Source organism: Micromonospora sp. DT68, assembly GCF_049847245.1.
Lineage (GTDB): Bacteria > Actinomycetota > Actinomycetes > Mycobacteriales > Micromonosporaceae > Micromonospora > Micromonospora profundi.
This window is the reverse complement of sequence record NZ_JBNCNZ010000005.1, coordinates 66,344-90,165: the sequence shown is the minus strand read 5'-3', so window position 1 is coordinate 90,165 and position 23,822 is coordinate 66,344. Positions and strand designations below refer to the sequence as shown.

24 protein-coding genes and 1 riboswitch are annotated in these 23,822 nt (G+C 72.2%); of the genes, 18 read left to right on the top strand and 6 right to left on the bottom strand.

Translation table 11 applies throughout. The features are described from left to right. Positions 1-19 precede the first annotated feature (19 nt). From ACPXB1_RS11165 to ACPXB1_RS11120, 10 genes are all read left to right on the top strand, one after another. Complete coding sequence (locus ACPXB1_RS11165; RefSeq protein ID WP_355589267.1) at positions 20-358, top strand: TcmI family type II polyketide cyclase; 339 nt, start codon at positions 20-22, stop codon at positions 356-358. After that, on the top strand, positions 355-2,103 hold the full coding sequence (locus tag ACPXB1_RS11160) for an acetyl-CoA carboxylase carboxyltransferase subunit alpha (protein WP_355632014.1): 1,749 nt from the start codon (positions 355-357) through the stop codon (positions 2,101-2,103). Before ACPXB1_RS11165 ends, ACPXB1_RS11160 begins: the two co-directional genes overlap by 4 nt. 26 nt (positions 2,104-2,129) lie before the next feature. Beyond that, positions 2,130-2,711, top strand: a complete 582-nt coding sequence (gene accB, locus ACPXB1_RS11155; RefSeq protein ID WP_425735295.1) for an acetyl-CoA carboxylase biotin carboxyl carrier protein — start codon at positions 2,130-2,132, stop codon at positions 2,709-2,711. A gap of 19 nt (positions 2,712-2,730) precedes the next feature. Continuing rightward, the gene (locus ACPXB1_RS11150) at positions 2,731-4,173 is read left to right on the top strand and encodes an acetyl-CoA carboxylase biotin carboxylase subunit (protein ID WP_355589271.1); all 1,443 of its coding nucleotides are present in this window, start codon (positions 2,731-2,733) and stop codon (positions 4,171-4,173) included. Next, a complete protein-coding gene (locus ACPXB1_RS11145) occupies positions 4,170-4,922 on the top strand; it encodes an SRPBCC family protein (protein WP_355589273.1) in 753 nt (250 codons plus the stop codon). Before ACPXB1_RS11150 ends, ACPXB1_RS11145 begins: the two co-directional genes overlap by 4 nt. Beyond that, positions 4,915-5,310, top strand: a complete 396-nt coding sequence (locus ACPXB1_RS11140; RefSeq protein ID WP_355589275.1) for a cupin domain-containing protein — start codon at positions 4,915-4,917, stop codon at positions 5,308-5,310. The genes ACPXB1_RS11145 and ACPXB1_RS11140 overlap by 8 nt, the downstream gene beginning before the upstream one ends. Next, complete coding sequence (locus ACPXB1_RS11135) at positions 5,307-6,578, top strand: beta-ketoacyl-[acyl-carrier-protein] synthase family protein (protein ID WP_355589277.1); 1,272 nt, start codon at positions 5,307-5,309, stop codon at positions 6,576-6,578. Before ACPXB1_RS11140 ends, ACPXB1_RS11135 begins: the two co-directional genes overlap by 4 nt. Next, complete coding sequence (locus ACPXB1_RS11130) at positions 6,575-7,822, top strand: beta-ketoacyl synthase N-terminal-like domain-containing protein (protein ID WP_355589278.1); 1,248 nt, start codon at positions 6,575-6,577, stop codon at positions 7,820-7,822. The genes ACPXB1_RS11135 and ACPXB1_RS11130 overlap by 4 nt, the downstream gene beginning before the upstream one ends. Next, positions 7,819-8,142, top strand: coding sequence for an antibiotic biosynthesis monooxygenase family protein (locus ACPXB1_RS11125; protein WP_355589280.1), 324 nt, complete (start codon positions 7,819-7,821; stop codon positions 8,140-8,142). The genes ACPXB1_RS11130 and ACPXB1_RS11125 overlap by 4 nt, the downstream gene beginning before the upstream one ends. A gap of 183 nt (positions 8,143-8,325) precedes the next feature. After that, on the top strand, positions 8,326-8,586 hold the full coding sequence (locus tag ACPXB1_RS11120; protein WP_355589282.1) for a hypothetical protein: 261 nt from the start codon (positions 8,326-8,328) through the stop codon (positions 8,584-8,586). Positions 8,587-8,695: 109 nt separating this feature from the next. On the opposite strand, the gene ACPXB1_RS11115 is transcribed toward ACPXB1_RS11120, so the two are convergent. Next, positions 8,696-10,132, bottom strand: a complete 1,437-nt coding sequence (locus tag ACPXB1_RS11115; protein WP_355589284.1) for a glycine hydroxymethyltransferase — start codon at positions 10,130-10,132, stop codon at positions 8,696-8,698. A gap of 18 nt (positions 10,133-10,150) precedes the next feature. Then, positions 10,151-10,242: riboswitch (ZMP/ZTP riboswitch) on the bottom strand. Positions 10,243-10,390: 148 nt separating this feature from the next. Between ACPXB1_RS11115 and ACPXB1_RS11110 the strand changes: the two genes are divergently transcribed. Then, complete coding sequence (locus ACPXB1_RS11110) at positions 10,391-11,197, top strand: SDR family NAD(P)-dependent oxidoreductase (protein WP_355589286.1); 807 nt, start codon at positions 10,391-10,393, stop codon at positions 11,195-11,197. 66 nt (positions 11,198-11,263) lie between these two features. Here the strand turns inward: ACPXB1_RS11110 and ACPXB1_RS11105 are convergent, their stop codons facing one another. The 4 genes from ACPXB1_RS11105 to ACPXB1_RS11090 all read right to left on the bottom strand — a co-directional run bounded on the left by ACPXB1_RS11105 (position 11,264) and on the right by ACPXB1_RS11090 (position 15,068). Beyond that, positions 11,264-11,764, bottom strand: a complete 501-nt coding sequence (locus ACPXB1_RS11105; RefSeq protein WP_355589288.1) for a hemerythrin domain-containing protein — start codon at positions 11,762-11,764, stop codon at positions 11,264-11,266. A gap of 90 nt (positions 11,765-11,854) precedes the next feature. After that, positions 11,855-12,727 carry an NAD(P)H-hydrate dehydratase gene (locus ACPXB1_RS11100; protein WP_355589290.1) on the bottom strand — a complete coding sequence of 291 codons (873 nt, stop codon included), beginning with the start codon at positions 12,725-12,727 and terminating at the stop codon, positions 11,855-11,857. Then, positions 12,711-13,442, bottom strand: coding sequence for a histidine phosphatase family protein (locus ACPXB1_RS11095; protein WP_355589292.1), 732 nt, complete (start codon positions 13,440-13,442; stop codon positions 12,711-12,713). Before ACPXB1_RS11095 ends, ACPXB1_RS11100 begins: the two co-directional genes overlap by 17 nt. 72 nt (positions 13,443-13,514) lie before the next feature. Beyond that, complete coding sequence (locus ACPXB1_RS11090) at positions 13,515-15,068, bottom strand: glycosyltransferase family 39 protein (protein ID WP_355589294.1); 1,554 nt, start codon at positions 15,066-15,068, stop codon at positions 13,515-13,517. Between the two features lie 207 nt (positions 15,069-15,275). On the opposite strand from ACPXB1_RS11090, the gene ACPXB1_RS11085 reads away from it, so the two are divergent. From ACPXB1_RS11085 to ACPXB1_RS11070, 4 genes are read left to right on the top strand one after another with little or no spacing between them, the layout of a single operon-like run. Beyond that, a complete protein-coding gene (locus ACPXB1_RS11085) occupies positions 15,276-16,166 on the top strand; it encodes a glycosyltransferase family 2 protein (protein ID WP_355589296.1) in 891 nt (296 codons plus the stop codon). Further along, positions 16,163-17,164 (top strand): NAD-dependent epimerase/dehydratase family protein, encoded by a 1,002-nt coding sequence (locus ACPXB1_RS11080; RefSeq protein WP_355589298.1) that lies wholly within the window; start codon positions 16,163-16,165, stop codon positions 17,162-17,164. Before ACPXB1_RS11085 ends, ACPXB1_RS11080 begins: the two co-directional genes overlap by 4 nt. Positions 17,165-17,186: 22 nt before the next feature. Further along, positions 17,187-18,491: an acyltransferase family protein gene (locus ACPXB1_RS11075; protein WP_355589300.1), complete on the top strand. Its 1,305-nt coding sequence runs from the start codon at positions 17,187-17,189 to the stop codon at positions 18,489-18,491. A 36-nt stretch (positions 18,492-18,527) separates the two neighbouring features. Continuing rightward, positions 18,528-19,499 carry a DNA polymerase domain-containing protein gene (locus tag ACPXB1_RS11070; protein ID WP_355589302.1) on the top strand — a complete coding sequence of 324 codons (972 nt, stop codon included), beginning with the start codon at positions 18,528-18,530 and terminating at the stop codon, positions 19,497-19,499. A gap of 53 nt (positions 19,500-19,552) precedes the next feature. On the opposite strand, the gene ACPXB1_RS11065 is transcribed toward ACPXB1_RS11070, so the two are convergent. Next, entirely contained in the window at positions 19,553-19,987 is a 435-nt protein-coding gene (locus ACPXB1_RS11065; protein ID WP_425735294.1) for an Lrp/AsnC family transcriptional regulator, read from the bottom strand. Positions 19,988-20,132: 145 nt separating this feature from the next. Here ACPXB1_RS11065 and pdhA point away from each other — a divergent pair, with 145 nt between their 5' ends. The 3 genes from pdhA to ACPXB1_RS11050 are packed head-to-tail and all read left to right on the top strand — an operon-like array spanning position 20,133 to position 23,757. Beyond that, the gene (pdhA, locus tag ACPXB1_RS11060) at positions 20,133-21,332 is read left to right on the top strand and encodes a pyruvate dehydrogenase (acetyl-transferring) E1 component subunit alpha (RefSeq protein ID WP_425735293.1); all 1,200 of its coding nucleotides are present in this window, start codon (positions 20,133-20,135) and stop codon (positions 21,330-21,332) included. Next, a complete protein-coding gene (locus tag ACPXB1_RS11055) occupies positions 21,329-22,333 on the top strand; it encodes an alpha-ketoacid dehydrogenase subunit beta (RefSeq protein WP_355589448.1) in 1,005 nt (334 codons plus the stop codon). Before pdhA ends, ACPXB1_RS11055 begins: the two co-directional genes overlap by 4 nt. Further along, positions 22,318-23,757, top strand: coding sequence for a dihydrolipoamide acetyltransferase family protein (locus ACPXB1_RS11050; protein WP_355589450.1), 1,440 nt, complete (start codon positions 22,318-22,320; stop codon positions 23,755-23,757). Before ACPXB1_RS11055 ends, ACPXB1_RS11050 begins: the two co-directional genes overlap by 16 nt. Positions 23,758-23,822 lie beyond the last annotated feature (65 nt).

The window sequence follows — 23,822 nt, the reverse complement described above, 5'->3', positions numbered from 1 at the left end:
CCGTGGGGGAGGCCCAGCCATGGACCGATCGTTGATCGTCGCGAAGGTCGTCCCGACCGCCGAGGAACAGGTGGCCGAGATCTTCGCCGAGTCGGACGCGACGGAGCTACCGCGCCTGGTCGGTGTCCGGCACCGCTCGCTGTACCGACTGCACGACCTCTACGTGCACCTGCTCGAAACCGAGCGACCGGCGCAGGGCGCCGTGGAGGCCGTGCGGGAACACCCCGAGTTCGTACGGGTCAGCGACAGGCTCCGGCCGTACGTCTCGCCGTACCTGCCGACCTGGCGCTCGCCGCGCGACGCGATGGCGCAGTGCTTCTACCGGTTCGACGCCACCGACGCCGGGCGGCGCTCGTGACCGCCACCGCGCCGCGGGAGGAGCGGCTGTGGTCCCGCTGCGCCGGCTGCTCCAGCCTGCTCTACCGCAAGCGGCTGCGGCGCAACCTCGACGTCTGCCCGGAATGTGGTTCGCACGCCCGGCTCGCCGCTCCGGAACGGCTCCGGCAACTCGTCGACCCGGGGTCACTGTGCCTCCTGCCCGACCTGCTGCCCGCGACCGACCCGATCGACTTCGTCGACGTGCTGCCGTACCCGCACCGACTCACCGCCGCGCGGGCCGGCACCGGTCTGCCCGAGGCGGTGGTCTGCGGCACCGCCACCATCGGTGGACACCCGGCTGCCCTGGCCGTGATGGACTTCCGCTTCCTCGGCGGCAGCCTGGGCAGCGCGGTGGGTGAGCTGATCACCCGGACCGCCGAACGAGCGCTTGACGACCGGATCCCGCTCGTCCTCGTCACCGCGTCCGGCGGTGCGCGCATGCAGGAGGGCGCTCTGTCTCTCATGCAGATGGCCACCGTCAGCCAGGCCATCGCCGGACTGCGCGAGGCGGGCCTGCTCACGATCAGCGTGCTCACCGACCCGACCTACGGCGGGGTGGCGGCGTCGTTCGCCACCAACACCGACCTGGTGCTCGCCGAGAGCGGCGCACGGATGGGCTTCGCCGGCCCCCGGGTGATCCGCCAGGTCACCGGCCGGGAACTGCCCGAGGGCTTCCAGACCGCCGACTTTCTGCTGCGCCACGGCCAGGTGGACATGGTGGTGCAGCGCCGGTCGCTGCGGGGGCGACTGTCGGCGCTGCTCGCCGCCGCCGACCACTGCCGTCCGAGCCGTCCGCCCGTACCTCGGCAGGAGCCGTTGCCGTACCGCGAGCGCGGCGCCGGTGACGGCCCGGCGCCGGCCGCAGGCGCTGTCGGTGTGCCGGCCGTCGGAGAGCCGCAGCCGGGGGTACGCGACGCGTGGGACACCGTGCGGATCGCCCGGCACCCGGGCCGACCGACCACACTGGACTATCTGGACTCCGTCTTCGACGGGTTCGTCGAGTTGCACGGCGACCGTCTCGGCGGGGACTGCCCGGCCGTCGTCGGGGGTCTGGCCAAGCTGGCCGGTCGACACCTCATGGTGATCGGCCACCAGAAGGGCCACACCACAGCCGAACTGGTGGCCCGCAACTTCGGCATGGCCAGCCCGGCAGGGCACCGCAAGGCGCTGCGGCTGATGCGCCTCGCCGCCCGGCTGGGCCTGCCGGTGGTCACCCTCGTCGACACCCCGGGCGCCGACCCGGGGGTCAGCGCCGAGGAGCACGGCCAGGCGGCGGCGATCGCGGAGAACATCCTGACCCTCACGATGCTGCCGACCCCCGTGCTCGCGGTCATCACCGGTGAGGGCGGCAGCGGTGGCGCGCTGGCCCTCGCTGTCGCCGACCGGGTGCTGATGCTCCAGCACGCCGTCTACTCGGTGATCAGCCCGGAGGGCTGCGCGGCGATCCTCTGGCCGGACCGGCGCGCGGCGCCGCAGGCCGCCCGCGCGCTGCGGCTGACCGCGCCCGAGCTGTGCCGCCTCGGCGTGGTCGACGAGATCGTGCCGGAGCCGGCATCGGCCGCGCACGACGACCCGGCCGAGACTGCCGACCGGCTGCGTGCCGCGTTGCTCGCCAACCTGCTGCCGTTGCTGGACGTGCCGCCCGCGACCCTGGTACGCCGCCGCAGGCAACGGTTCCGCCGCTTCGGTGCGGCCCGTGTCGGCACCCGGGCGGGTGCCCGGTGACCGCCGGACCCGACGCCGCCGCGCCGCTGACCGCCGCGCCGTTCGCCACCGCACCGCTCAATGTCGCGGTGCCCGATGTCGCGCCGCTCGCCGCCGCGCCGCTTGATGTCGCGGTGCCCGACGAGGAGGTGCTGGCCGGGCTGCGCCGACAGGTACGGCAGCTGATCGCCGAGCTGGCCGGGCCGGTGCGCCGCATCCGGCTGCACAGCGGGTCGACGGTGCTGGAGGTGGAGTGGCACCCCGGCGAGGCGGCGGCGCTGCCGGACGTACCAGCGGGTCTGCCGCCCGCCGCGCCCGCCGTGTCGCCGCAGCCGACCGCTACGGCCTCCGGGGCGACGGCGTCGCTGATCCGGCCACCGGTCCCGGGGCGCACGGCGGTCCGGGCGCCGGTCGTCGGCACCTTCTACCGGGCGCCGGAACCCGGCGCCGGACCGTTCGTCGCCGTGGGCGACCTGGTCCGTCCGGGACAGCCGGTGGCCATCGTCGAGGCGATGAAACTGATGAACGAGGTGACCGCCGACCGCGCCGGTCGGGTGGCCGCGATCCTCGTCCAGGACGGCCAGCCGGTGGAGTACGACCAGCCGCTGGTCGAGCTGGATCCGGCCTGACGGCGCGGGTGGGGTGGCCATGTTCGAGACCGTGCTGATCGCCAATCGGGGCGAGATCGCGCTGCGGGTGCTGCGGGCCTGCCGGGAACTCGGCGTCCGGACGGCTGTCGTCTACTCCGCCGCCGACGCCGACTCGGCGGCCGTCCGCCTCGCCGACCAGGCTGTCCGGATCGGCCCGGCGTCGAGCCGGCGCAGCTACCTCAACGCCGCCGCCATCGTCGAAGCCGCCCGGCAGGTGGGCGCGCAGGCAGTGCACCCCGGCTACGGCTTCCTGTCCGAGGACGCCGACTTCGCCGAGATCTGCGCCGACAACGGGCTGGTCTTCATCGGCCCACCGCCAGCGGTGATGGCGGCGCTCGCCGACAAGTCGTCGGCGCGGGCGCTCATGAGCCAGGCCGGCCTGCCGCTGTCGCCGGGCAGCGTCGCACCGGTGCCCACCGCTGCCGCGGCGGCCGAGGTTGCCGACGCCATCGGCTATCCGGTGATCGTGAAGGCCGCCGCCGGGGGCGGCGGCCGGGGGATGACAGTGGTGCACGCCCCGGGCGAGCTGGCCCGGGCGTACGCGCGCACGAGGGCCGCCGCCCAGGCCGCCTTCGGCGACGACCGGGTGTACGTCGAGCGGTACCTCACCACTGCCCGGCACGTCGAGGTGCAGGTGCTCTGCGACGCGCACGGCAACGGTGTACACCTGGGCACCCGGGACTGCTCGGTGCAGCGCCGGCACCAGAAACTCGTCGAGGAGGCGCCCGCACCGGCACTGCCCGCCACCACCCTCGACACCATCGCCCGGACCGCGCTGCGGGGGGCGCTGGAGGTCGGCTTCGTGGGCGCCGGCACCCTTGAGTTCCTCGTCGACGCCGAGGAGCAGTTCCACTTCCTGGAGATCAACTGCCGGATCCAGGTGGAGCATCCCGTGACCGAGATGATCACCGGGATCGACCTTGTGCACGAGCAGTTGCACATCGCCGCCGGGGTGCCGCTGCGCTGGCGGCAGGAGGAGATCCGACTGCACGGCGTCGCCGTGGAGTGCCGGGTCAACACCGAGGACCCCGACCGCGACTTCGCACCCACCCCCGGCCGGCTGGAACGGTTCACCCCACCCGGCGGCCCCTTCACCCGTGTGGACACCCACGCCCGCGCCGGCTACCTCGTCGGCCCCTGGTACGACTCCCTGCTGGCCAAGGTGGTGGTCTGGGCGCCCGACCGGGAGTTGGCGCTCAACCGCCTGGAGCGCGCCCTGGAGGAGTTCGACGTCGCCGGGCCGGGCGTGCACACCACCATCCCGTTCGTCCGACGGGTGCTCGACGACGCCTCCTTCCGCAAGGGTCGCTACACCACAGGCATCGTCGACCGACTGCTCGCCACACCACCTCCGACGCCCGCGCAGCGGTCGACGGCCACCACCGCAGTACGCACCGCGCCCGCCGCGGAGCCCGACGTTCCCCACAGGAGGACCCGATGACCGTCACCCATGGTCGCCCGCTGACCGCCGAGATCACCGACATCCTGGTGGCCCACTGCGGACTGGACGCCGACGCCGCGGCCCGCGCCCCCGCCGCCTCGCTTGAGGAACTGGGCATGGACTCGCTCGCCCTGCTGGAACTCTCCGCCGTCGTCGCCGACAGGTGGCAGGTGAGCATTCCCGAGCAGGCCGGGCAGCTGAGCATCCCGGCGGTCGCGGACCTGGTGGCCCGCCGCGCCGACCCGCCCGGCCACACCGAGAACGGCATCGTCATCGACGCGCCGCTGCCACTGGTCTGGGAGATCACCAACGACGTGGCGAACTGGACCGAACTGTTCACCGAGTACGCGGTGGTGGAGATCCTGCACCGTGACGGGCACACGGTGCGGTTCCGGCTCACCATGTACCCCGACGAGAACGGTGTGTCCTGGAGTTGGGTGAGCGAACGTACCGTCGACCCGGTGAGCCGGCAGGTGCGCGCGCACCGGGTGGAGACCGGACCGTTCGAGTACATGCGGATCCACTGGCGCTACGCCGAGGAGGCCGGCGGCACCCGGATGACCTGGACGCAGGACTTCGCGATGAAGCCGACCGCCCCGGTCGACAACGCCGCCATGACCGAGCGGATCAACACCAACAGCGTCGTCCAACTCACCGTGATCAAGGACCGGGTGGAGCGGATCGCCCGGCAACGCGCCGAGCACTGCGACACCGGCCGCGACGAGCCGACGGGAGCCGGCGATGAGTGACCTGAGCACACGACCGATCGCCGTCGGGGACGTACCTGCCGACCGTCGGCGCGGTGGCGAGCTGCGGGTCCTGCTCGGCCCGCGCACCGTCGGCAGCACGTCGGGCTTCCTCGGTGTGGCGACGCTCGCGCCGGGGGAGCGGATCGCCGAGCACTACCACCCGTACAGCGAGGAGTTCCTGTATCTGACCCGCGGCGCGATCATCGTGGACCTGGACGGCGAGCCGACGTCGCTGGCGGCGGGTGAGGCGCTGTTCGTGCCGGTGAACGTGCGGCACCGGCTGCGCAACACCGGTGTCGGACCGGCCGAGGTGGTCTTCCACCTGGGCCCGCTCGCCCCCCGCCCCGAGCTGGGGCACGTCGACACCGAGCTTGTCGAGTCATCGTGACCGGGCGGCGCACTGTGGTGACAGGTGTCGGAGTGGTCGCACCCGGCGGCGCGAGCCGGGACCGCTTCTGGAAGACCATCACCGAGGGGCGTACGGCCACCCGGCGGATCAGCTTCTTCGACCCGTCGGCGTTCCGCTCGCAGATCGCCGCCGAGTGCGACTTCGACCCGATCGCGGCCGGGCTCAGCCACGCCGAGCGGCGCCGCGCCGACCGGTACGTGCAGTTCGCGCTGGCCTGCGCGGCCGAGGCGGTCGCCGACGCCGGCCTGGAGTTGACCGACGCGCAGCGGGAGCGGGCCGGGGTGGTGCTCGGTACGGCGGTCGGCGGCACGATGGCCCTGGAGCAGGAGTACGTCCGGGTCAGCGAGCACGGTCGACGCTGGCTTGTCGACGCGGCGCGCGGTGGCCCGTACCTCTATCAGGCGTTGGTGCCCAGCAGCCTGGCCGCCGACGTGGCCTGCCGGCACGGCCTGCACGGCCCGGCGCAGGTCGTCTCCACCGGCTGCACCTCCGGCATCGACGCCATCGGCTACGCCCACCAGATGATCGTCGACGGCGAGGCCGACGTGGTGCTGGCCGGCGCCGCCGACTCGCCGATCTCCCCGGTCACCGTCGCCTCGTTCGACGCCATCAAGGCGACAAGCCCGGACAACGACGACCCGGCACACGCCTCCCGCCCGTTCGACGCAGACCGGCACGGGTTCGTGCTTGCCGAGGGCGCGGCGGTGCTGGTGCTGGAGGAGGCCGGGCACGCCCGTCGGCGGGGCGCGCACGTCTACTGCGAGGTCGCCGGGTACGCCAGCCGCAGCAACGGCTACCACATGACGGGGCTGCGCCCGGACGGGCTGGAGATGGGCCTGGCGGTCACCGACGCGCTCAAGCAGGGCCGGATCGCCCCCGAGCAGGTCTCCTACATCAGCGCCCACGGCTCCGGCACGCGGCAGAACGACAGGCACGAGACGGCAGCGTTCAAGCGGGCGCTGGGCCAGGCCGCGTACCGGGTGCCGATCAGTTCGATCAAGTCGATGGTGGGGCACTCGCTCGGCGCGATCGGGTCCATCGAGATGGCCGCGTGTGCGCTCGCCATCGAGTTCGGCGTGGTGCCGCCCACCGCCAACTGGAGCACCCGCGACCCCGAGTGCGACCTGGACTACGTGCCGAACGAGGCACGCGAGGTGCCGGTGGACGTGGCCCTGTCGGTGGGCAGCGGCTTCGGTGGCTTCCAGTCGGCGATGGTGTTCCGCCGCCTGACCGGAGCGGTCGCGTGACAGCCCGAGCCGTGGTGACCGGTATCGGCGTGGTCGCGCCCAGCGGCATCGGTGTGGACGCGCACTGGCGTACGGTCCTCGCCGGCACCCGCCGCACCGGACCGATCACGCTGTTCGACCCGTCGGACTACCCGACCCGCTACGGCGGGGAGGTGCCCGGCTTCGCCGCCGACGCGTACGCCGGCAGCCGGCAACTGGTGCAGACCGACAGGTGGACACACCTCGGGTTCGCCGCCACCCGACTGGCGTTGGCAGATGCCGGCCTGCCCGAACGGGCGCCCGACCCGTACGGCTACGCGATGACCCTGGCGAGCTCGTCCGGCGGCAACCTGTTCGGCCAGCGGGAGCTGCAACGCCTCTGGGGTGGCACGTCGCGCACCGTCGGCGCGTACCAGTCGATCGCCTGGTTCTATGCGGCGAGCGTCGGGCAGCTCTCCATCCACCACCAGTTCAAGGGCCCGAGTGGGGTGCTTGTCGCGGAGGCGGCCGGTGGGCTGGACAGTCTTGCGCACGCGGCCCGCGCGGTGCGCCGGGGCACGCCTGTGGTGATCGCCGGGGCTACCGAGTGTCCGCTGAGCCCGTACGCGCTGGCCTGCCAACTGCGCTCGGGGCTGCTCAGCGACGTCTCCGACCCGGAGCGGGCGTACCGGCCGTTCGACGCCACGGCCAGCGGCTACCTGCCGGCCGAGGGTGGCGCGGTGTTCGTGGTCGAGGAGCTGGGGCACGCCCTGGCGCGTGGCGCCCGGGTCTACGGCGAGGTCAGCGGCTGGGGCTCCACCCACGACGCCGCGCACACCACGACGGACAGCGCGGGCGATCCGATCCAGTACGCCCGCGCCATGCGACTGGCCCTGGACCGGGCCGGTGTATCGGCCGCCGGGATCGACGTGGTGGTGCCCGACGCGCTCGGCGTGCCCCGCTACGACCGCAGCGAGGCCGAGGCGCTACGCGCGGTGTTCGCCGACCGGCCGCCTCCGGTGACGACGCACAAGTCGTTGACCGGGCGCGCGCACCAGGGTGGGTCGGCGTTGGACGTGGCCACCGCGCTGCTCGCCTTCGCGCACGACACACTGCCCGCGTCCGCAGGCCCGGACCAGGTGGCCGACGGGTGCGAACTGGACTTCCTGCGGGAGCATCGCCGGCCGAACCGCCGGTTGGCGCTTGTCTGCGCGCGGGGCTTCGACGGGTTCAACAGCGCGCTGGTCCTGCGGGGGGCCGCGCCGACGACGGGAGGAACGTCATGAGCGAGCAGCGAGCCCGGGTGGTCTTCCTGGTACGGGTGCCGGAGCCGCGTACCGAGGCGTTCCTGGCCGCGTACGAGCAGGTGCGGCATCTGGTGGCCGGCGGAGTGCCGGGGCACCTGGTCGACCAGGTGTGCCGCTCGTCGACCGACCCGGAGCAGTGGTTGATCACCAGCGAGTGGGCGAGCCTAGCCGATTTCGAGACCTGGGAACGCAGCCCCGAGCACCGCGATCTGGTGCGACCGATGCGGGAGTGCTTCACCGACGCCCGCTCGCTGCGCTTCCACATCCACGCCCAGACGCCCACGTTCGCGCCGGCCTGAGGGTGCGGGCCCCGCCCTCCGCGATCTTGCACTTCCTGCCGCGGCATAGAGGATATTTCCCGCATTTCTACGACCGAAAGTGCAAGATCGGCGGGGTGGGTTGGTTTCTGTGGTGACACAGCGCGTTCACCCCATGGCAATGTGCGACCTCTGGTGTGTTGGCGTCCAGGTTGGACAGTCATAATGGAGCGCATGGTTGCCTGGGAGTACGCCTTGCTCGTCCGCCGCTATCAGGGTCAGGGTCGCAATTTCCACGTCTCGTTCGTCTGGTACGGCCCCGATGGGTCACGCAAGGACATCACGGCCTTCGGCGACACCGCGATCGCGCACCTCAACCGTGCCGGCCGCGAGGGCTGGGAGCTGGTAGCCGCCGCCGAAGACGTAAACAACGTCCAGGGCAGCACAGAAGTCCACCGCTACCACCTGAAGCGCCCCCTGAATTAGGCCTGACCCCTCCCACACGGGTCGATCATGGAGTTGTGGTGGTGGACGAAAGCCGTCTACCAGCCCGTATCGGGCACCACAACTCCATGATCGACCGCTATGGGGCGCGTCAGGCCAGGTTGATGCCCGGGTAGAGGGGGTGCGGGGCCAGCAGGTCGGTGGCCTGGCGGGACACCTTGTCGGCGAGCGCCGGGTCGAGGGTGTACTTCGCCTTCGACGGAGTGCCGTCAGCGTTGGCGCCGGCGGTGGTCTGGGCCAGCACGGTGTGGATCAGCTCAGCGGTCTGGTCCATCTCGGTGGTGCCGAGCCCTCGGGTGGTGAGCGCCGGGGTGCCGATCCGGATGCCGGAGGTGTACCAGGCGCCGTTCGGGTCCTGCGGGACGGAGTTGCGGTTGGTGACGATGCCCGAGTCCAGCAGCGCCTGCTCGGCCTGGCGGCCGGTGAGCCCGTAGCCGGACACGTCGATCAGCACCAGGTGGTTGTCGGTGCCGCCGGTGACGAGCTTCGCGCCGCGCCGCAGCAGACCGTCGGCGAGGGCCTGCGCGTTCGCCACGATCCGCGACGCGTAGTCGGCGAAGTCGGGGCGACGGGCCTCGGCGAGGGCGACCGCCTTGGCGGCCATCACGTGCGGCAGCGGCCCGCCGAGCACCATCGGGCAGCCCCGGTCGACCTGGTCGGCAAGCTCCGGCCCGCAGAGAACCATGCCGCCGCGCGGGCCGCGCAACGACTTGTGGGTGGTGGTGGTGACGATGTGCGCGTGCGGCACCGGGTCGAAGTCGCCGGTGAAGACCTTGCCCGCCACCAGGCCGGCGAAGTGCGCCATGTCGACCATGAAGGTCGCGCCGACCGAGTCGGCGATCTCCCGCAGGATCCGGAAGTTCACCTTCCGGGGGTACGCCGAGTAGCCGCCCACCAGGATCAGGGGCTTGAACTCGCGGGCGGCCTCGGCCACCCGGTCGTAGTCGATCAGGCCGGTAACCGGGTCGGTGCCGTAGCTGCGCTGGTCGAACATCTTGCCGGAGATGTTCGGCCGGAAGCCGTGGGTGAGGTGACCGCCGGCGTCCAGCGACATGCCGAGCATCCGCTGGTTGCCCAGCTCACGCCGCAGCGCGAACCAGTCCGCCTCGGTGAGGTCGTTGACCTGGCGTACCTGGGCCTTCTTCAGGGCGGGGGACTCCACCCGGTCGGCGAGGATCGCCCAGAAGGCCACCAGGTTGGCGTCGATACCCGAGTGCGGCTGGACGTACGCGTGCGCGGCGCCGAACAGCTCCCGGGCGTGCTCGGCGGCGAGCGCCTCGACGGTGTCGACGTTCTGGCAGCCGGCGTAGAAGCGGCGTCCGACGGTGCCCTCGGCGTACTTGTCGCTGAACCAGTTGCCCATCGCCAGCAGCGTCGCCGGGGAGGCGTAGTTCTCACTGGCGATGAGCTTGAGCGACTCCCGTTGGTCGGTCAGCTCGGCGCCGATGGCGTCGGCCACCCGTGGCTCGACAGCCCGGATCACCTCAAGGGCACTCCGGAACGCGGTGGACTCGGCGTTTTGCGACATACGACCTCCTACAGACGTGCGGAAGGCCCAGGCGCTCGGCAAAAACGTCCTCGTGACGGGACCGCTCCCTGATGGTTGTCCATCCCCACGCGCCAGTAACGGCCCGCGCCGATCCTACCGGGCCGGCCGGGAAAGACCCGGCCGACCTCCGGACCCGACCCGCCGAGGTGATTGGGCGCTCCGTGGCGGGGCATTGGGTGGACGGCTGCCGCACCGGGTGCGGACCGTGGCGGCCGTGCCGCACGAGAGGAGTTGACCATGACCACACCGACCACCGACCGGCCGCTGGCCCTGGTGACCGGCGCGTCCAGCGGGATCGGGTACGAGTTGGCAGTCCAGTTCGCCGAGCACGGGTTCGACCTGATCGTCGCCGCCGATGACGAGAGCATCGCGGCGGCGGCCGAGAAGCTGCGCCGCGACGGCGGGCCGCAGGTCTGGTCGATCCGCGTCGACCTGGCCCGCGAGCAGGACGTGCGAGAGCTGGTGGCGGCGGTCGAGGCGACCGGACGCCCACTGGAGGCGCTGGCGCTCAACGCCGGCCGCGGCGCCGGCGGGGCGTTCGTCGGGGGCACCGACCTGCGCGACGAGCTGGAGATCGTGGATCTGAACGTGCGCTCGACAGTGCACCTGGCCAAGCTGCTGCTGCCCGCAATGGTCCGGCGCGGCACCGGCGGGGTGCTGTTCACGTCGTCGATCGCCGCCACCATGCCGGGACCGTTCCAGGCCGTCTACAACGCGTCGAAGTCGTTCGTGCAGTCCTTCGCGGAGGCGCTGCGCAACGAGCTGAAGGACACCGGGGTCACGGTGACCGCCCTGTTGCCCGGGCCGACCGACACGGCGTTCTTCGAGCGCGCCGACATGGAGGACACCCGTGTGGGTTCCGGGAAGAAGGACGACCCGGCGCAGGTCGCGGCGCAGGGTTTCGCCGCGCTGATGAGGGGCGACCAGACCGTCACCGCGGGAGCGTTCGTGAACAAGGTGCAGACGGCCGCCGGAAAGCTCGTCCCGGACAAGCTCAAGGCCGCGCAGCACCGTCGGATGGCCGAGCCCGGCTCCGGCGACTGACCCCGCCGAACGGCGTCCACGACGAGGGGCCCGGCAGCGCCGGGCCCCTCGTCGTACGGTGTCGGCTCAGGCGGTCACCGCGTCGCGTGCCTTCTTGATCGCCTTGGGTGCGGTGGGGGTGCGGGGCGCGTCCGCGCGCAGCGCGATCATCTTCTCCCCGATCTCCTGGAGCTGCTTACGCCCCAGGGCCTCGCGGACCTTCGGGAACCACTCTTCTTCCTCCTCCTCGACGTGGTGCGTGACGCTTTCGATGAGCACCGTGGTCTTGGCGTTGAAGCGCTCGTCGTCGGCGTCCATGCTTGCCAGTTCGAGGCAGAGCACGTCGGCCACGTGGTGCTCCTCGTACGACTCCAGGATGTCGTCCTCCAGGTCGGGCAGGAGCCGGCGGACCTCCGGGTACATCACCTCGTTCTCCAGGTAGGTGTGCACGGTCAGGGCCTCCAGGATCTGGTCCACAAGCTTCTGCCGCTTGCTGGCTGGGCCGTCCTCGGCGTCCTGGAACGCCTTGAACAGGCGGCGCATCTCCTTGTGGTCCTCTTTGAGCAGGACGATGGCATCGGTCGACACCGGCTGACCCCCTTTGGTGGCTCGTGTGGTGTCGATCCGGTACCCCGTTGCTGAACTGCGGAAACGGGCGGAATCGGTCGAAGTGTCTGGTCAGACGACGGTGGCGAGGGTGCGGGGGATCTCGTCGAGCAGTTCCCGGGCGAGGAAGCCGATCCGGCCGTACCGGGGGATCAGCCGCTGACCGCTAACCGCGTGCGCGAAGGCACCCCAGCAGGCGGCCTGCGCCGGGTCGGTTCCCCGCGACAGCAGTCCCGCCAGCAGGCCGGCGAGCACGTCCCCGCTGCCGGAGGTGCCGAGCCCGGCGTCCCCGCTCTCCTCGCGCCACCGACGCCCGTCCGGGGCCGCCACGTGCCCGTAGAGCGACACGACAGCCTCGTACCGGGCGGCCAGCTCGGCGGCCTCGGCGTCCAGGTCGTCGCCAGGCTCCCGGCCGAGCAGGTGCCCGGCCTCGGTGACGTTGGGGGTGAGCACCACCGGCCGGCCCGAGCCGACGAGCAGCTTCGGCTCGTGGCTGAGCGCACCGAGGGCGTACGCGTCGAGCACAAGCGGGGTGCGCGGTCCGGCCGCCTCCAGGACCAGGTTGAGCAGCCGGACGGTCTCGTCGATGCCCTTGAGGCCGGGGCCGAGGGTCACCACGTCCGCCTCAGCGATCAGGTCGTCGAGCTGGCCGCCACGGTCGGCGACGACAGCGCCGTCGGAGGTTTCCGGCAGCCCGACCACGAGCGCCTCGGGCACCTGGATGCTCAGCGTGGCGGCGGTGGACTCGGCGGCGGCCAACTGGAGCACTCCGGCGCCGGCGCGCAGCGCGGCCACACCGGCGAGCAGCACCGCGCCGGGGGTGAAGCGGGAGCCGCCGATCACGAGCACGGTGCCGCGGCTCTCCTTGCCGCCGGTCGGCACCGGCAGCGCCCAGTCCCGCAGCAGGCCCGGCGTGATCACCTGCACCTCAGACCGGTTCGGCATGGACCTCGTCCTCCCTGGTCGGCTCGGCGCCCTGCCGCTGCAGGTGACCGATCTCGTTGAACCCGCCCAGCACCAGCCGGCCGTCGGCGTCGGCGGACCAGTCGGTGATCGAGCAGTTGGCGATGACGTGGTCGCGGGTCAACTCCATAAGCTCCGGTTCGGTCAGCCCTTCGACCAGGTAACGAAGCAGGAAGACAAGCGCGTCGTGGCCGAAGAGCAGCACCCGCTGACCGGCGTGGTCCCGGCGCAGGTCACCGAGAAGGGCCCGCAGGCGCAGCGCCACGTCGGTCCAGGCCTCACCGCCGGGCGGCCGGTAGTAGAACTTGCCCAGCCGGGCGCGACGTTCGGCCTCGTCGGGGAACCGCTGGCGAACGCCGTGCGCGGTAAGGCCGTCGAGAATGCCCAGTTCCCGGTCACGCAGCCGCTCGTCCCGGCTGACCGGCACCCCCGTGTCGTGCAGTGCCAGCTCGGCGGTGGACACCGCCCGCAGGTACGGCGAGACCACCGCGACGTCGGGGCGGCGGTCCTCGGGCAGCCCGGCGAGCCAGCGACCGGTCGCCCGGGCCTGCTCCTCGCCGGTGGGGGAGAGCGGCACGTCGGCGTCGCGGTGGCTTAGCTCGATCAGCTCCGCACCGGTGGTCTCGGCCCGGGTGGCCGCCACGTTCGCGGTGCTCTCGCCGTGTCGGATGATCCAGAGGGTCGCCAGTTCCGCCATGCCGGACCCCCTACCCGGGCGTCGCCGGAGGTAACCGTGTCACGGCCGGCGCGGTGCCGGCCGTGACACCGCTCAGCCGCGTCGTTGCAGCAGCGCCACTGTCAGCCCGGTCACGTGGGTGACGCGGACCACGTCGTAGCGGCTGGTCAGCGCGGCTGCCTGCTTCTTGGGCAGCCCGGTCAGCGGCGCGTCGGTGACGGTCGGCAAGAGCACCCAGAGGCGGGCCTCGTCACGCAGACAGGGGGCCGGGTCGGCGCAGTCAGCGCCGAACAGCTCGTCGCGCTGGGCCGCCGACCGCTGCTGGAAGACGTTGCGGGGGGACACGTCCGACGGGAGGTAGTAGCGCACTCCCGGCTCGTGCATCCACCACCAGGGGCCGCCCGCCACCAGTCCGTCGCCGGGCTGGTAGCCCGCCTCGATGACCCGCGCCGCCTCGGAGTAGGACAGCGGCTCGAACGCCCGCGCCTGCGGGTACGTGTACCAGCCGTGCGAGAACTCGTCGCGCAGTGCGAGCTGACCGGGCACGGACAGGGCGGCGAGCACCACAAGCGCGGCCGCCACCAGCGGCGGGCGGCGCAGCGCGGCGACTCCCGCACCGGCGAGCACCGCCCAGGCGGGCAGCAGGAAGAGCAGGTACTTGGAGAAGAAGTAGTTGATGTCGCCGGTGGAGGCCAGCAGGATCACCGGCAGCGGCAGGACGGCGATCACCGTCGCCATGACGGTCCGGGCCGCGACGTCGCGCCGCAGGTGGGTCACGACGCCCACAACGGCCAGCGCGGTCACCGCGACGGCGAGCAGCGTCGAGCCGAGGGCCTGCTCCCAGACGATCCAGGGCGCGCTGTCGGGGATCCAGCTGATCTGCCGGCCCGCCTGTTTCATGCCCCGCAGGATCACCGGCGCGGCGATGCCCACCCCGCCGGCGGCGGCGAGTGTGAACCAGAGCACCGACCACCAGCGGCGCTGCCGCCAGCAGTGCACGAGGACGGCCACACCGTGCCCGAGCAGCAGCGTGAGCGCCACCACGTTCACCAGGCCGATGCCGGCCACGGCGAGCACGTACGCCGCCCACCGCAGCCATCCGGGCCGCTCCAACGCCCGGAGCAGGAACAGGGTGGCCGCGGCCGCGGCGAGGACGACGAAGGCGTACGAGCGGGTCTCCTGGCCGAACCGGGTGACGGTGGGCACCAGGGCGAAGGCGAAACCGGCGGCGACCCCCGCCGTCTGGCCGAAGACCCGCCGCCCGACAAGCGCCACGCACGCGGTCGCCAGGATCATTGCCAGCGCCGACGGCAGGCGTACCGCGGCCGGCCCGGTGCCGAAAAGGGTGGTCCAGCCGTGCATGAACAGGTAGTACGTCCCGTGTACGGCGTCGACGTTCGCCAGCATGCCGATGATCTGCCCTGTGGAGCGGGTCGCCACGTCGACGGTCACCAGCTCGTCGTGCCACATCTCCGGGCTGCCGATGCCCCAGCCGACCGCGAGGGCGGCGAACGCCGTCGGCCAGAACCAGACGCTCAGCGCCACCCGCTTGACGAATGGCCGACGGTGCTCCCCGGGGCTCGGCGGAGGTGGACCCGCCGCGGTCTTCGCTGGGGGCGCGTCCGTGGTGACGGCGCGATCTGACATCGGCATCCGATCGGGGGGCGTGCGGTGCGGGCGCGACGATGATAGCCGTCGCCGAGGTCGTCGTCGGACCCGTCGACGGGGTGGTCCGGGCGGTGGCGCGACGCGTCGCGCGGCCGGTTCGCCGGTAATCGATCCGAGCGCGATGCCTGATAATGTGGCCCGCGCCTGTCGCGCACTTCCACCACGCACAGTTAGGCCCGCCCACCGATGATTGTCGACATCATGCTGCCGTACTACGGGAGTGTGCCCCTCATGCAGGCGGCCGTCCGCAGCGTGATGGCACAGAGTGACAGTGGCTGGCGCCTCACCGTCGTCGACGACGGCCAGGAGCCGGGGGTGCCGGAGTGGTTCGCCGGCATCGCCGACGAGCGGGTCCGCTACCAGCGCAACGAGCGCAACCTCGGGGTCACCGGTAACTACCGCAAGTGCGTCGGCCTCGCCGAGCACGAGTACCTGGTGATGATGGGCACCGACGACATCATGCACCCCAACTACGTGGCCACGGTGCGATCGGTGATCGAGGAGTACCCGGGCGTCTGCATGATCCAACCGGGGGTCGAGATCATCGACGCCGACGGCGCCGTGGTCAACACGATCGTCGACGAGGCCAAGCGGCGGCTCTACGCCCCCAAGATCGAATCCCGGCAGCTGATGGGCGGCGAAGACCTCGCGGCCAGCCTGCTGCGCGGCTGCTGGTTCTACTTCCCGTCGATCTGCTGGCGGACGGACGCGCTGAAGGCCGTCGACTTCCGCGACGAGTTCCAGGTCATCCAGGACCTCGCCCTGGTGATCGACCTGATCGAGCGGGGGGAGCAGATGGCTGTCGACAACACCCTGTGCTTCCAGTACCGGCGGCACGCGGTCAGCAAGTCCGCCGCCGACGCGGTCACCGGCTCCCGGTTCACCGAGGCGCGGGCGTTCTTCGTCGACGTCGCCCGGCGGATGGACGAGCAGGGGTGGCCCCGGGCGGCCCGGGCCGCCCGCCGCTACACCTCGTCCCGACTGCACGCCATCACGCTGCTGCCGGCAGCGGTCCGGTCGGGCAAGATGGCCGGCGTGCGCAGCCTGTCCCGGCACGCGTTCGGGCCGGGTCGATGAGCGACGACACCCAGGGGTACGCCGTGCCAGCCACTTCCGCAGGCCCGTCCGAGAATGCCGGCTCGTCCCTGCGGGTGACGGTGCTCGGCGGTACGGGCTTCCTCGGTCGTCCGATCTGCCGTGCGCTCGCCGACCAGGGGCACGCCGTGGTGGCCGTCGCGCGCCAGCCGAGGGACCTCGGTCCAGGGGTGGTGGTCCGCGCACTCGACCTGGCCGCCGCCAGCGTCGACGAGATCGCCGACGTGCTGCGTGAGCTCGACCCCGACGTGGTGATCAACGCCGCGGGTGGGATGTGGGGGCTCACCGACGCGCAGATGCTCGCGGTGAACGTCACGCTTGTCGAGCGGCTCATCGAGGCCGCCGGCCGGCTGCCCCGCCGGGTCCGGGTGGTCCAGCTCGGCAGCGTGCACGAGTACGGACTGGTACCGGTGGACACCTCGATGCCCGAGGATCTGCCCGCCGCGCCGGTGATGCCGTACGGCGAGTTCAAGCTGCGCTGCACCACGGCGCTCGCCGAGGCCGATCGGCGTGGCCTCATCGAGGGCGTCACGCTGCGGGTCGGCAACGTGATCGGCGCGGGCCAGCCCGGGCACAGCCTGCTCGGCGTGGTCGTGGGGAAGCTGCGCGACGCCGAACGGGCCGGGCAGCGGGCCCGGCTGGAGCTTGCCCCGCTGGGCTCCCGCCGTGACTTCGTCGGGCTCAGTGACGTCGTCGCCGCCGTGCTGCTGGCCACAACCCGCCCGCAGGCCGCCGGTCACGTGATCAACATCGGGCGGGGGGTTGCGGCCAGCGCGCGTGATATGGTCCAGCTCCTCATCGACGTCAGTGAGGTTCCGGCCGACCTGGTCGAGGGCGAGCGCACCGGTCCTGCCGAGACGACCTGGCAGCGGATGGACGTCGGGTTGGCCGCCGAGCTGCTCGGCTGGTCGCCGAGCGATGATCTGCACACCGAGATGAAGCAGTTGTGGGAGCACGCCGGCGCCGAGGTGCCCGCCTGATGGTCGAGAGGTTCCTGGCCGCATGACTACCCCCGCCCTCCTCCGCTCCCGTGGCACGCTCGCCGACCTGCTCTCCGGTCGCAGCAACGGCATCGGGTTGATCCGGCTCTGTCTCGCGGTGGGCGTCGTGCTGTCGCACTCCAAGCCGCTCGGCTTCGGCGCTAACGACCTCGGCTACCACCTGACCGGTCGGCAGACCAACGTCGGCACGATGGCCGTGTACGGCTTCTTCGTGCTCTCCGGCCTGCTGATCACCCGCAGCGCGCGGCGTACCGGCATCATCCGTTACTCGTGGCACCGGGCCCTGCGCATCTTCCCCGGCCTCTGGGTCTGCCTGCTGATCACCGCGCTGGTGGTCGCCCCGCTAGTGGCGTTGCGCGAGCACGGCACCACGAGCGGCTTCTTCGACAACGCCTGGGACCGGGGCGGCCCGCTGGCGTACCTGCAGGCCAACTGGTGGACCGGCGTTCGCCAGTACGGCATCCAGGACCTGCTCAAGGAGACCACCCCGTGGGGTGAGAAGAGCAATTCCAGCGTCTTCAACGGCGCCCTGTGGTCGCTCAAGTACGAGATGTTCTGCTACGTCGTGGTGGGCGTGCTGGCCGTGACGGCGGTGCTGCGCAACGCCCGCCGGTTCGTGCTCTTCCTGACCGTCGCGCTCTACCTGAGCATCCTCCAGGACTGGGTGAGCTCGGGGCGGGTCAGCGGCCCGGCCTCGACGGCGGCCTGGACGTTCGACTCGCCCCTGGTGGGCGTCATGAACTTCCACTACATCGTCTACCTGGGCTTCCTGTTCGCCTTCGGCGCGACCCTCGATCTCTACCGGGAGCGGGTGCCGATCAACGACGCGCTCGGCATCGGGTCGGCGCTGGCGCTCGGGCTGTCGCTGCTCTTCGGCGGCTTCTTCGTCATCGGGTTGCCCGCGTTCGCGTACCTGCTGGTCTGGCTGTCGGTGCGGATGCCGCGCCAGGTGCACTGGGTGGGCCGCAAGAACGACTACTCGTACGGCATCTACATCTACGGGTTCATCTTCCAGCAGGTGATGGCGAGCCTCGGCTGGAGCCGCTGGGGGTACGTGCCGTTCGCCGCGATGTCGGTGGCTGCCGCCTTCGCCGCCGCGTTCCTGTCCTGGAAGCTTGTCGAGCGGCCTGCGTTGCGGTTGAAGGACTGGACGCCGGGCTTCGTGGCACGACGGTCGTCGCAGAAGGTGCCGGTCGAGCAGCAGACCGCCGTGGCCGAGGAACCACCGTCGACGCCACAGGTGTCGGTGGGCGGCCCGACGCAGGAGCTGCCGCAGCAGCGCGCCACGCTGGTCCCCGGCCGGTAGCACCCGGGCCCGCCGTCGGCGTCGTACCCTCGGGGCGTGGCCACGGCGGCGCAGGAGATCCAGGTGGGGGAGCGGCTGGTCCGCGTCTCCAGCCCCGACAAGCCGTACTTTCCGGAGCGTGGGCTGACCAAGCTGGACGTGGTCCGCTACTTCCTGTCGGTGGGTGACGGCATCCTGCGCGCGTTGCGGGACCGGCCGACGATGCTGGAACGCTGGCCGCGCGGCGTCTTCGAGGGCGCGACGATCGCCACCCGGCAGACCAACCGGGGGGACGCCTTCTACCAGAAGCGGCTGCCGGCGGGCGCGCCCGACTGGGTGCGCACCGCGCACATCACCTTCCCCAGTGGCCGCACCGCCGACGAGGTCGCGCCCAGCGAGCTGGCGGTGGTGATCTGGGCGGTCAACCTGGGCACCCTGCGGTTCCACCCGTGGCCGGTGACCGCCGCCGACGTGGAGCGCCCCGACCAGCTGCGCATCGACCTGGACCCGATGCCGGGGGTCGGCTTCGAGCAGGTGGTGCCGGTGGCCCGGGAGGTACGGGCGTTCCTCGCCGAGCTGGGCCTCACCGGCTATCCGAAGACCACCGGAGGGCGCGGCCTGCACGTCTACCTGTCGATCGAGCCGCGGTGGACCTTCGGCGAGTGCCGCCGCGCGGTGCTCGCCCTGGGTCGGGAGATGCAACGCCGGCTGCCGGAGCTTGTCACCACCACCTGGTGGCGCGACAAACGGGACCGCCCGGTCTTCGTCGACTACAACCAGATGGCCCGCGACCACACTGTTACCTCGGCGTACTCGATCCGGCCGACGCCGCAGGCGCTGGTGTCGGCGCCGCTGGCCTGGGAGGAGCTGGACGACGCCCGGCCGGAGGACTTCGACGTGCTGTCGATGCCGGCCCGGTTCGCCGAGCGGGGCGACCCGCACGCCGGTCTCGACGGCGACCGGCACTCGCTGGAGCCGCTGCTGGAACTGGCCGACCGCGAAGGGCTGGAAGCCCCACCCGAGCGGTAAGGAAGGGCCCCTTGTTAACGCCTGGGCGCTAATAAGGGGCCCTTCCTTGCACCTCAGGCCCAGGGGCTGCTGGCTCCGTCGAACTCCTCGTAGACCAGCCAGGTGCGGGTGGACAGCACCCCGGCGATGCTCTGCACCCGGCCCAGCACCAGGTCCCGCAACGCGGCGTTGTCCGGCGCGCGGACAAGCGCGAGCACGTCGTGGTCGCCGCCGAGCAGGGCGGCGTGCTCGATGTAGCGCACCTGGGCCAGCTCGGCGGAGACCTCCCGCCAGGTGTTCTGCTGGATCGTCAACGCGATGTACGCCGAGGTGCCCAACCCGGCAGCCTCGGGCGCCACCTGGGCCCGGAACCCGGTGATGACCCCGTCGCGTAGCAGGCGCTCCACCCGGGAGTACGCGTTGGTGCGGGAGATGTGGATGCGCTCGGCGAGGGTGCGGATCGACGTACGGCCGTCGCGGACCAACTCGTCGAGGATCCGCCGATCCACGTCGTCGAGTGGGCGAACCGATCGTCCCGATCCCGACGCCCGGCCGGCGTCCTCGGTGGCCTCCTGGCTCACTGTTGCGCCCCTGTCATGCCAATCGTCCCGCCTTCTGCGTGGATCTTGAGTCAATCATCCGTTAGGCGGAAGCATAGGCCCACCACACGTCCCAGGAGGTCCCGCCGTGACGACCACACCCCAGGCGGTCCGCAGGGCATCCCCGCGCACCCGCCGGACGGTCACCCCGCCCGACCCGGCCCGCCCGCTGCTGCCGGACGCCGAGCCGGTCCGCCTGCTCGACCAGCGCGGCACACCGCTGCCCGCCCGCACCGACTATCCGGAGCCACCCGTCGAGGCGCTGCGTGAGCTGTACCGCCGGATGGTCCTCGGTCGCCGGTTCGACACCCAGGCCACAGCACTGACCAAGCAGGGCCGGCTGGCCGTCTACCCGTCCTCCCGGGGCCAGGAGGCCTGCCAGGTCGCCGCCGTGCTCGCCGTCCGCGACACCGACTGGGTCTTCCCCACCTACCGGGAGTCCATGGCGCTCGTCGCCCGGGGCATCGACCCGGTCGAGGTGCTCACGCTGCTGCGCGGCGACTGGCACTGCGGCTACGACCCGACCGAGGTACGGACCGCACCGCAGTGCACCCCGCTCGCCACCCAGTGCGTGCACGCCGCCGGGCTGGCGCACGGTGAGGCGTACCAGGGGCGCGACACCGTGGCGCTGGCCTTCATCGGTGACGGCGCGACAAGCGAGGGCGACTTCCACGAGGGCATCAACTTCGCCGCCGTGTTCAAGGCGCCGGTCGTCTACTTCGTCCAGAACAACAGGTACGCCATCAGCGTCCCGCTGTCCCGGCAGACCGCCGCGCCGTCGCTGGCGTACAAGGGCGTCGGCTACGGCGTGCCCAGCGAGCAGGTCGACGGCAACGACCCGGTGGCGGTCCTCGCCGTGCTGACCCGCGCGGTAGCGCACGCCCGCGCCGGCAACGGGCCGTTCCTGGTGGAGGCGCACACGTACCGGATGGAGCCGCACACCAACGCCGACGACGCCACCCGCTACCGCGACGGCGCCGAGGTCGACGCCTGGCGCGACCGCGACCCGGTCGCCCGCCTGGAGACCTACCTGCGCTCGCGCGGGGTGCTCGACGACGCGGCCGTCGCCGAGATCGCCGAGCAGGCCGAGGCGTACGCGGCGGACCTGCGGACGCGGATGAACACCAAGCCCACAGTCGACCCGCTGAGCCTCTTCGACCACGTCTACGCCCAACCCACCCCGCAACTGGTGGAGCAGCGTGAGCAGGTGCGCGCCGAACTGGCCGCCGCGAACGACGAGGATGGTGCCGCCTGATGGCCACCACGATGGCGAAGGCGCTCAACACCGCTCTCGCCGACGCCCTCGCGGCCGACGAGCGGGTCGTCGTCTTCGGCGAGGACGTCGGCCAACTCGGCGGCGTCTTCCGGATCACCGACGGCCTCCAGGCCCGTTTCGGCGAGAAGCGCTGCTTCGACACGCCGCTCGCCGAGGCCGGCATCGTCGGCTTCGCCGTGGGCCTCGCCATGTCCGGGCTCCGGCCGGTCGTCGAGATGCAGTTCGACGCGTTCGCGTACCCGGCGTTCGAGCAGATCGCCTCGCACGTGGCGAAGCTGCGCAACAGGACCCGTGGCGCGCTCAGCGTGCCCATCGTCATCCGGGTGCCGTACGCCGGTGGCATCGGCGGGGTGGAGCACCACTGTGACTCGTCCGAGGCGTACTACGCGCACACCCCCGGGCTGAAGGTCGTCACCCCGGCGACCGTGGCCGACGCGTACTCGCTGCTGCGCGAGGCGATCGACGACCCCGACCCGGTGGTCTTCATGGAGCCCAAGAAGCTCTACTTCGCCAGCGCCGACGCGGAGTTGCCGACGCGTGCCGAGCCGTTCGGCCGGGCCGTCGTACGCCGGCCGGGGCGCGACGCCACACTCGTGGCGTACGGGCCGGCGGTGCCCGTGGCGTTGGAGGCCGCCGAGGCCGCCCGCGAGGAGGGCTGGGACCTCGAGGTGGTCGACGTGCGCACCATCGTGCCGTTCGACGACGCCACAATCACCGCATCGGTACGCCGTACGGGGCGGTGTGTGGTGATCCAGGAGGCACCCGGGTTCGCGGGTGTCGGCGCGGAGATCGCGGCCCGGGTGCAGGAGCGCTGCTTCCACGCGCTGCACGCGCCGGTGCTGCGGGTGGCCGGGCTGGACATCCCGTACCCGGCGCCGATGCTTGAGCACACCCACCTGCCCGGCGTGGACCGGGTGCTCGACGCGGTGGCCCGTCTCCAGTGGGACGACCAGCCGGACGCGCGCTGGGCGGCGGCATGACCACCGTCGAGCGCACGCAGGTCTTCCTCCTGCCCGACCTGGGCGAAGGGCTGAGCGAAGCGGAGATCGTCGAGTGGCGGGTCGCCGTGGGCGACGTGGTCACGGTGGACCAGAGCGTCGTGGAGGTGGAGACCGCCAAGGCGGTCGTCGACGTGCCCTGCCCGTACGCCGGGCGGGTGGTGACCCTGCACGGCGCGGCCGGTGAGGTCCGTCCGGTCGGCCAGCCGCTGATCACCATCGCGCCGCTGGACGGCGACGGCGACGAGCCGGCCGGGCACGCCACCTACCGTGAGGAGGAGCGGGCCGGCTCCGGCAACGTGCTGATCGGGTACGGCACCGGGCACGGCGGCGCGACCCGCCGTCGTCGCCGGCCCCGGCTGGCGTTGGCACCGGAGCCGACCGACGTCCCGGCGGGCGCGGAGCCCACCTCGGCCGCCGCCAGCGGCTCGCCGGGTGGCGCCGCCCCGGTCACGGCCGGCGCGTCGGCCGCCCCGGTCATCGTCGGCGCATCGGCCTCGCCGGCCGCCGGCTCTGCGGCGGGCGCCGCGCTTGTCATCTCGCCGATCGTCCGGCGGCTGGCCCGCGACAGTGGCGTCGACCTGAGCACGGTACGCGGCAGCGGACCGGGCGGTGTGATCCGTCGCGCCGACGTCGAGGCGGCGCTCACCACTCCGGCGGCCCGGCTCGCCGCAGCGCCGGACCCGCACGTCGCCCTGGCCCCGGCCGGGGACGGCGACGTGGTCGTCCCGCTCACCGGCGTGCGCAAGGTGATCGCGGACAAGCTGTCCCGCAGTCGGCGGGAGATCCCCGAGGTGACCATCTGGGTCGACGTGGACGCCACCGGCCTGCTGGAGACCCGGGCCGCGATAAACGCGGCGACGCCGGACGCGCCGGTGAGCATCCTGGCCCTGCTGGCCCGGATCTGCCTCAGCGGGCTGCGCAGGTTCCCGCAGCTCAACGCCCGGGTCGACACCGAAGGGCAGCGGATCATCCAGTCCGCCGGGGTGCACCTGGGTATCGCCGCGCAGACCGACAGGGGCCTGCTCGTGCCGGTGCTGCGCGACGCCCAACGGCTCACCACCGCCGAGTTGGCCGCCGAACTGTCGGCCACCACGGCCGCCGCGCGGGCGGGAACGCTTCCGCCGGCCCGGCTGACCGGGGGTACGTTCACGCTCAACAACTACGGGGTGTTCGGCGTGGACGGCTCCACACCGATCATCAACCACCCCGAGGCGGCCCTGCTCGGCGTGGGCCGGATCGTGGACAAGCCGTGGGTCCTCGACGGGCAACTGGCAGTCCGCAAGGTGACCCAGTTGAGCCTCACCTTCGACCACCGCGTCTGCGACGGCGGGGTGGCGGGTGGCTTCCTGCGGCACGTCGCGGACTGCGTGGAGCGCCCGGCCCTGCTGATCGCCGCCACCTGATACGACGTACCCCGGCCCCGGCGCCGCCCTGTGCGGGCGCCGGGGCCGCCGCGTGCCAGGGGTTT

Coding starts and splice junctions, on each gene's coding strand:
- ACPXB1_RS11165 (WP_355589267.1), top strand. CDS start 20: ATGGACCGATCGTTGATCGTCGCGAAGGTCGTCCCGACCGCCGAGGAA.
- ACPXB1_RS11150 (WP_355589271.1), top strand. CDS start 2,731: ATGTTCGAGACCGTGCTGATCGCCAATCGGGGCGAGATCGCGCTGCGG.
- ACPXB1_RS11145 (WP_355589273.1), top strand. CDS start 4,170: ATGACCGTCACCCATGGTCGCCCGCTGACCGCCGAGATCACCGACATC.
- ACPXB1_RS11140 (WP_355589275.1), top strand. CDS start 4,915: ATGAGTGACCTGAGCACACGACCGATCGCCGTCGGGGACGTACCTGCC.
- ACPXB1_RS11125 (WP_355589280.1), top strand. CDS start 7,819: ATGAGCGAGCAGCGAGCCCGGGTGGTCTTCCTGGTACGGGTGCCGGAG.
- ACPXB1_RS11120 (WP_355589282.1), top strand. CDS start 8,326: ATGGAGCGCATGGTTGCCTGGGAGTACGCCTTGCTCGTCCGCCGCTAT.
- ACPXB1_RS11115 (WP_355589284.1), bottom strand. CDS start 10,132: ATGTCGCAAAACGCCGAGTCCACCGCGTTCCGGAGTGCCCTTGAGGTG.
- ACPXB1_RS11110 (WP_355589286.1), top strand. CDS start 10,391: ATGACCACACCGACCACCGACCGGCCGCTGGCCCTGGTGACCGGCGCG.
- ACPXB1_RS11100 (WP_355589290.1), bottom strand. CDS start 12,727: ATGCCGAACCGGTCTGAGGTGCAGGTGATCACGCCGGGCCTGCTGCGG.
- ACPXB1_RS11095 (WP_355589292.1), bottom strand. CDS start 13,442: ATGGCGGAACTGGCGACCCTCTGGATCATCCGACACGGCGAGAGCACC.
- ACPXB1_RS11090 (WP_355589294.1), bottom strand. CDS start 15,068: ATGTCAGATCGCGCCGTCACCACGGACGCGCCCCCAGCGAAGACCGCG.
- ACPXB1_RS11085 (WP_355589296.1), top strand. CDS start 15,276: ATGATTGTCGACATCATGCTGCCGTACTACGGGAGTGTGCCCCTCATG.
- ACPXB1_RS11080 (WP_355589298.1), top strand. CDS start 16,163: ATGAGCGACGACACCCAGGGGTACGCCGTGCCAGCCACTTCCGCAGGC.
- ACPXB1_RS11075 (WP_355589300.1), top strand. CDS start 17,187: ATGACTACCCCCGCCCTCCTCCGCTCCCGTGGCACGCTCGCCGACCTG.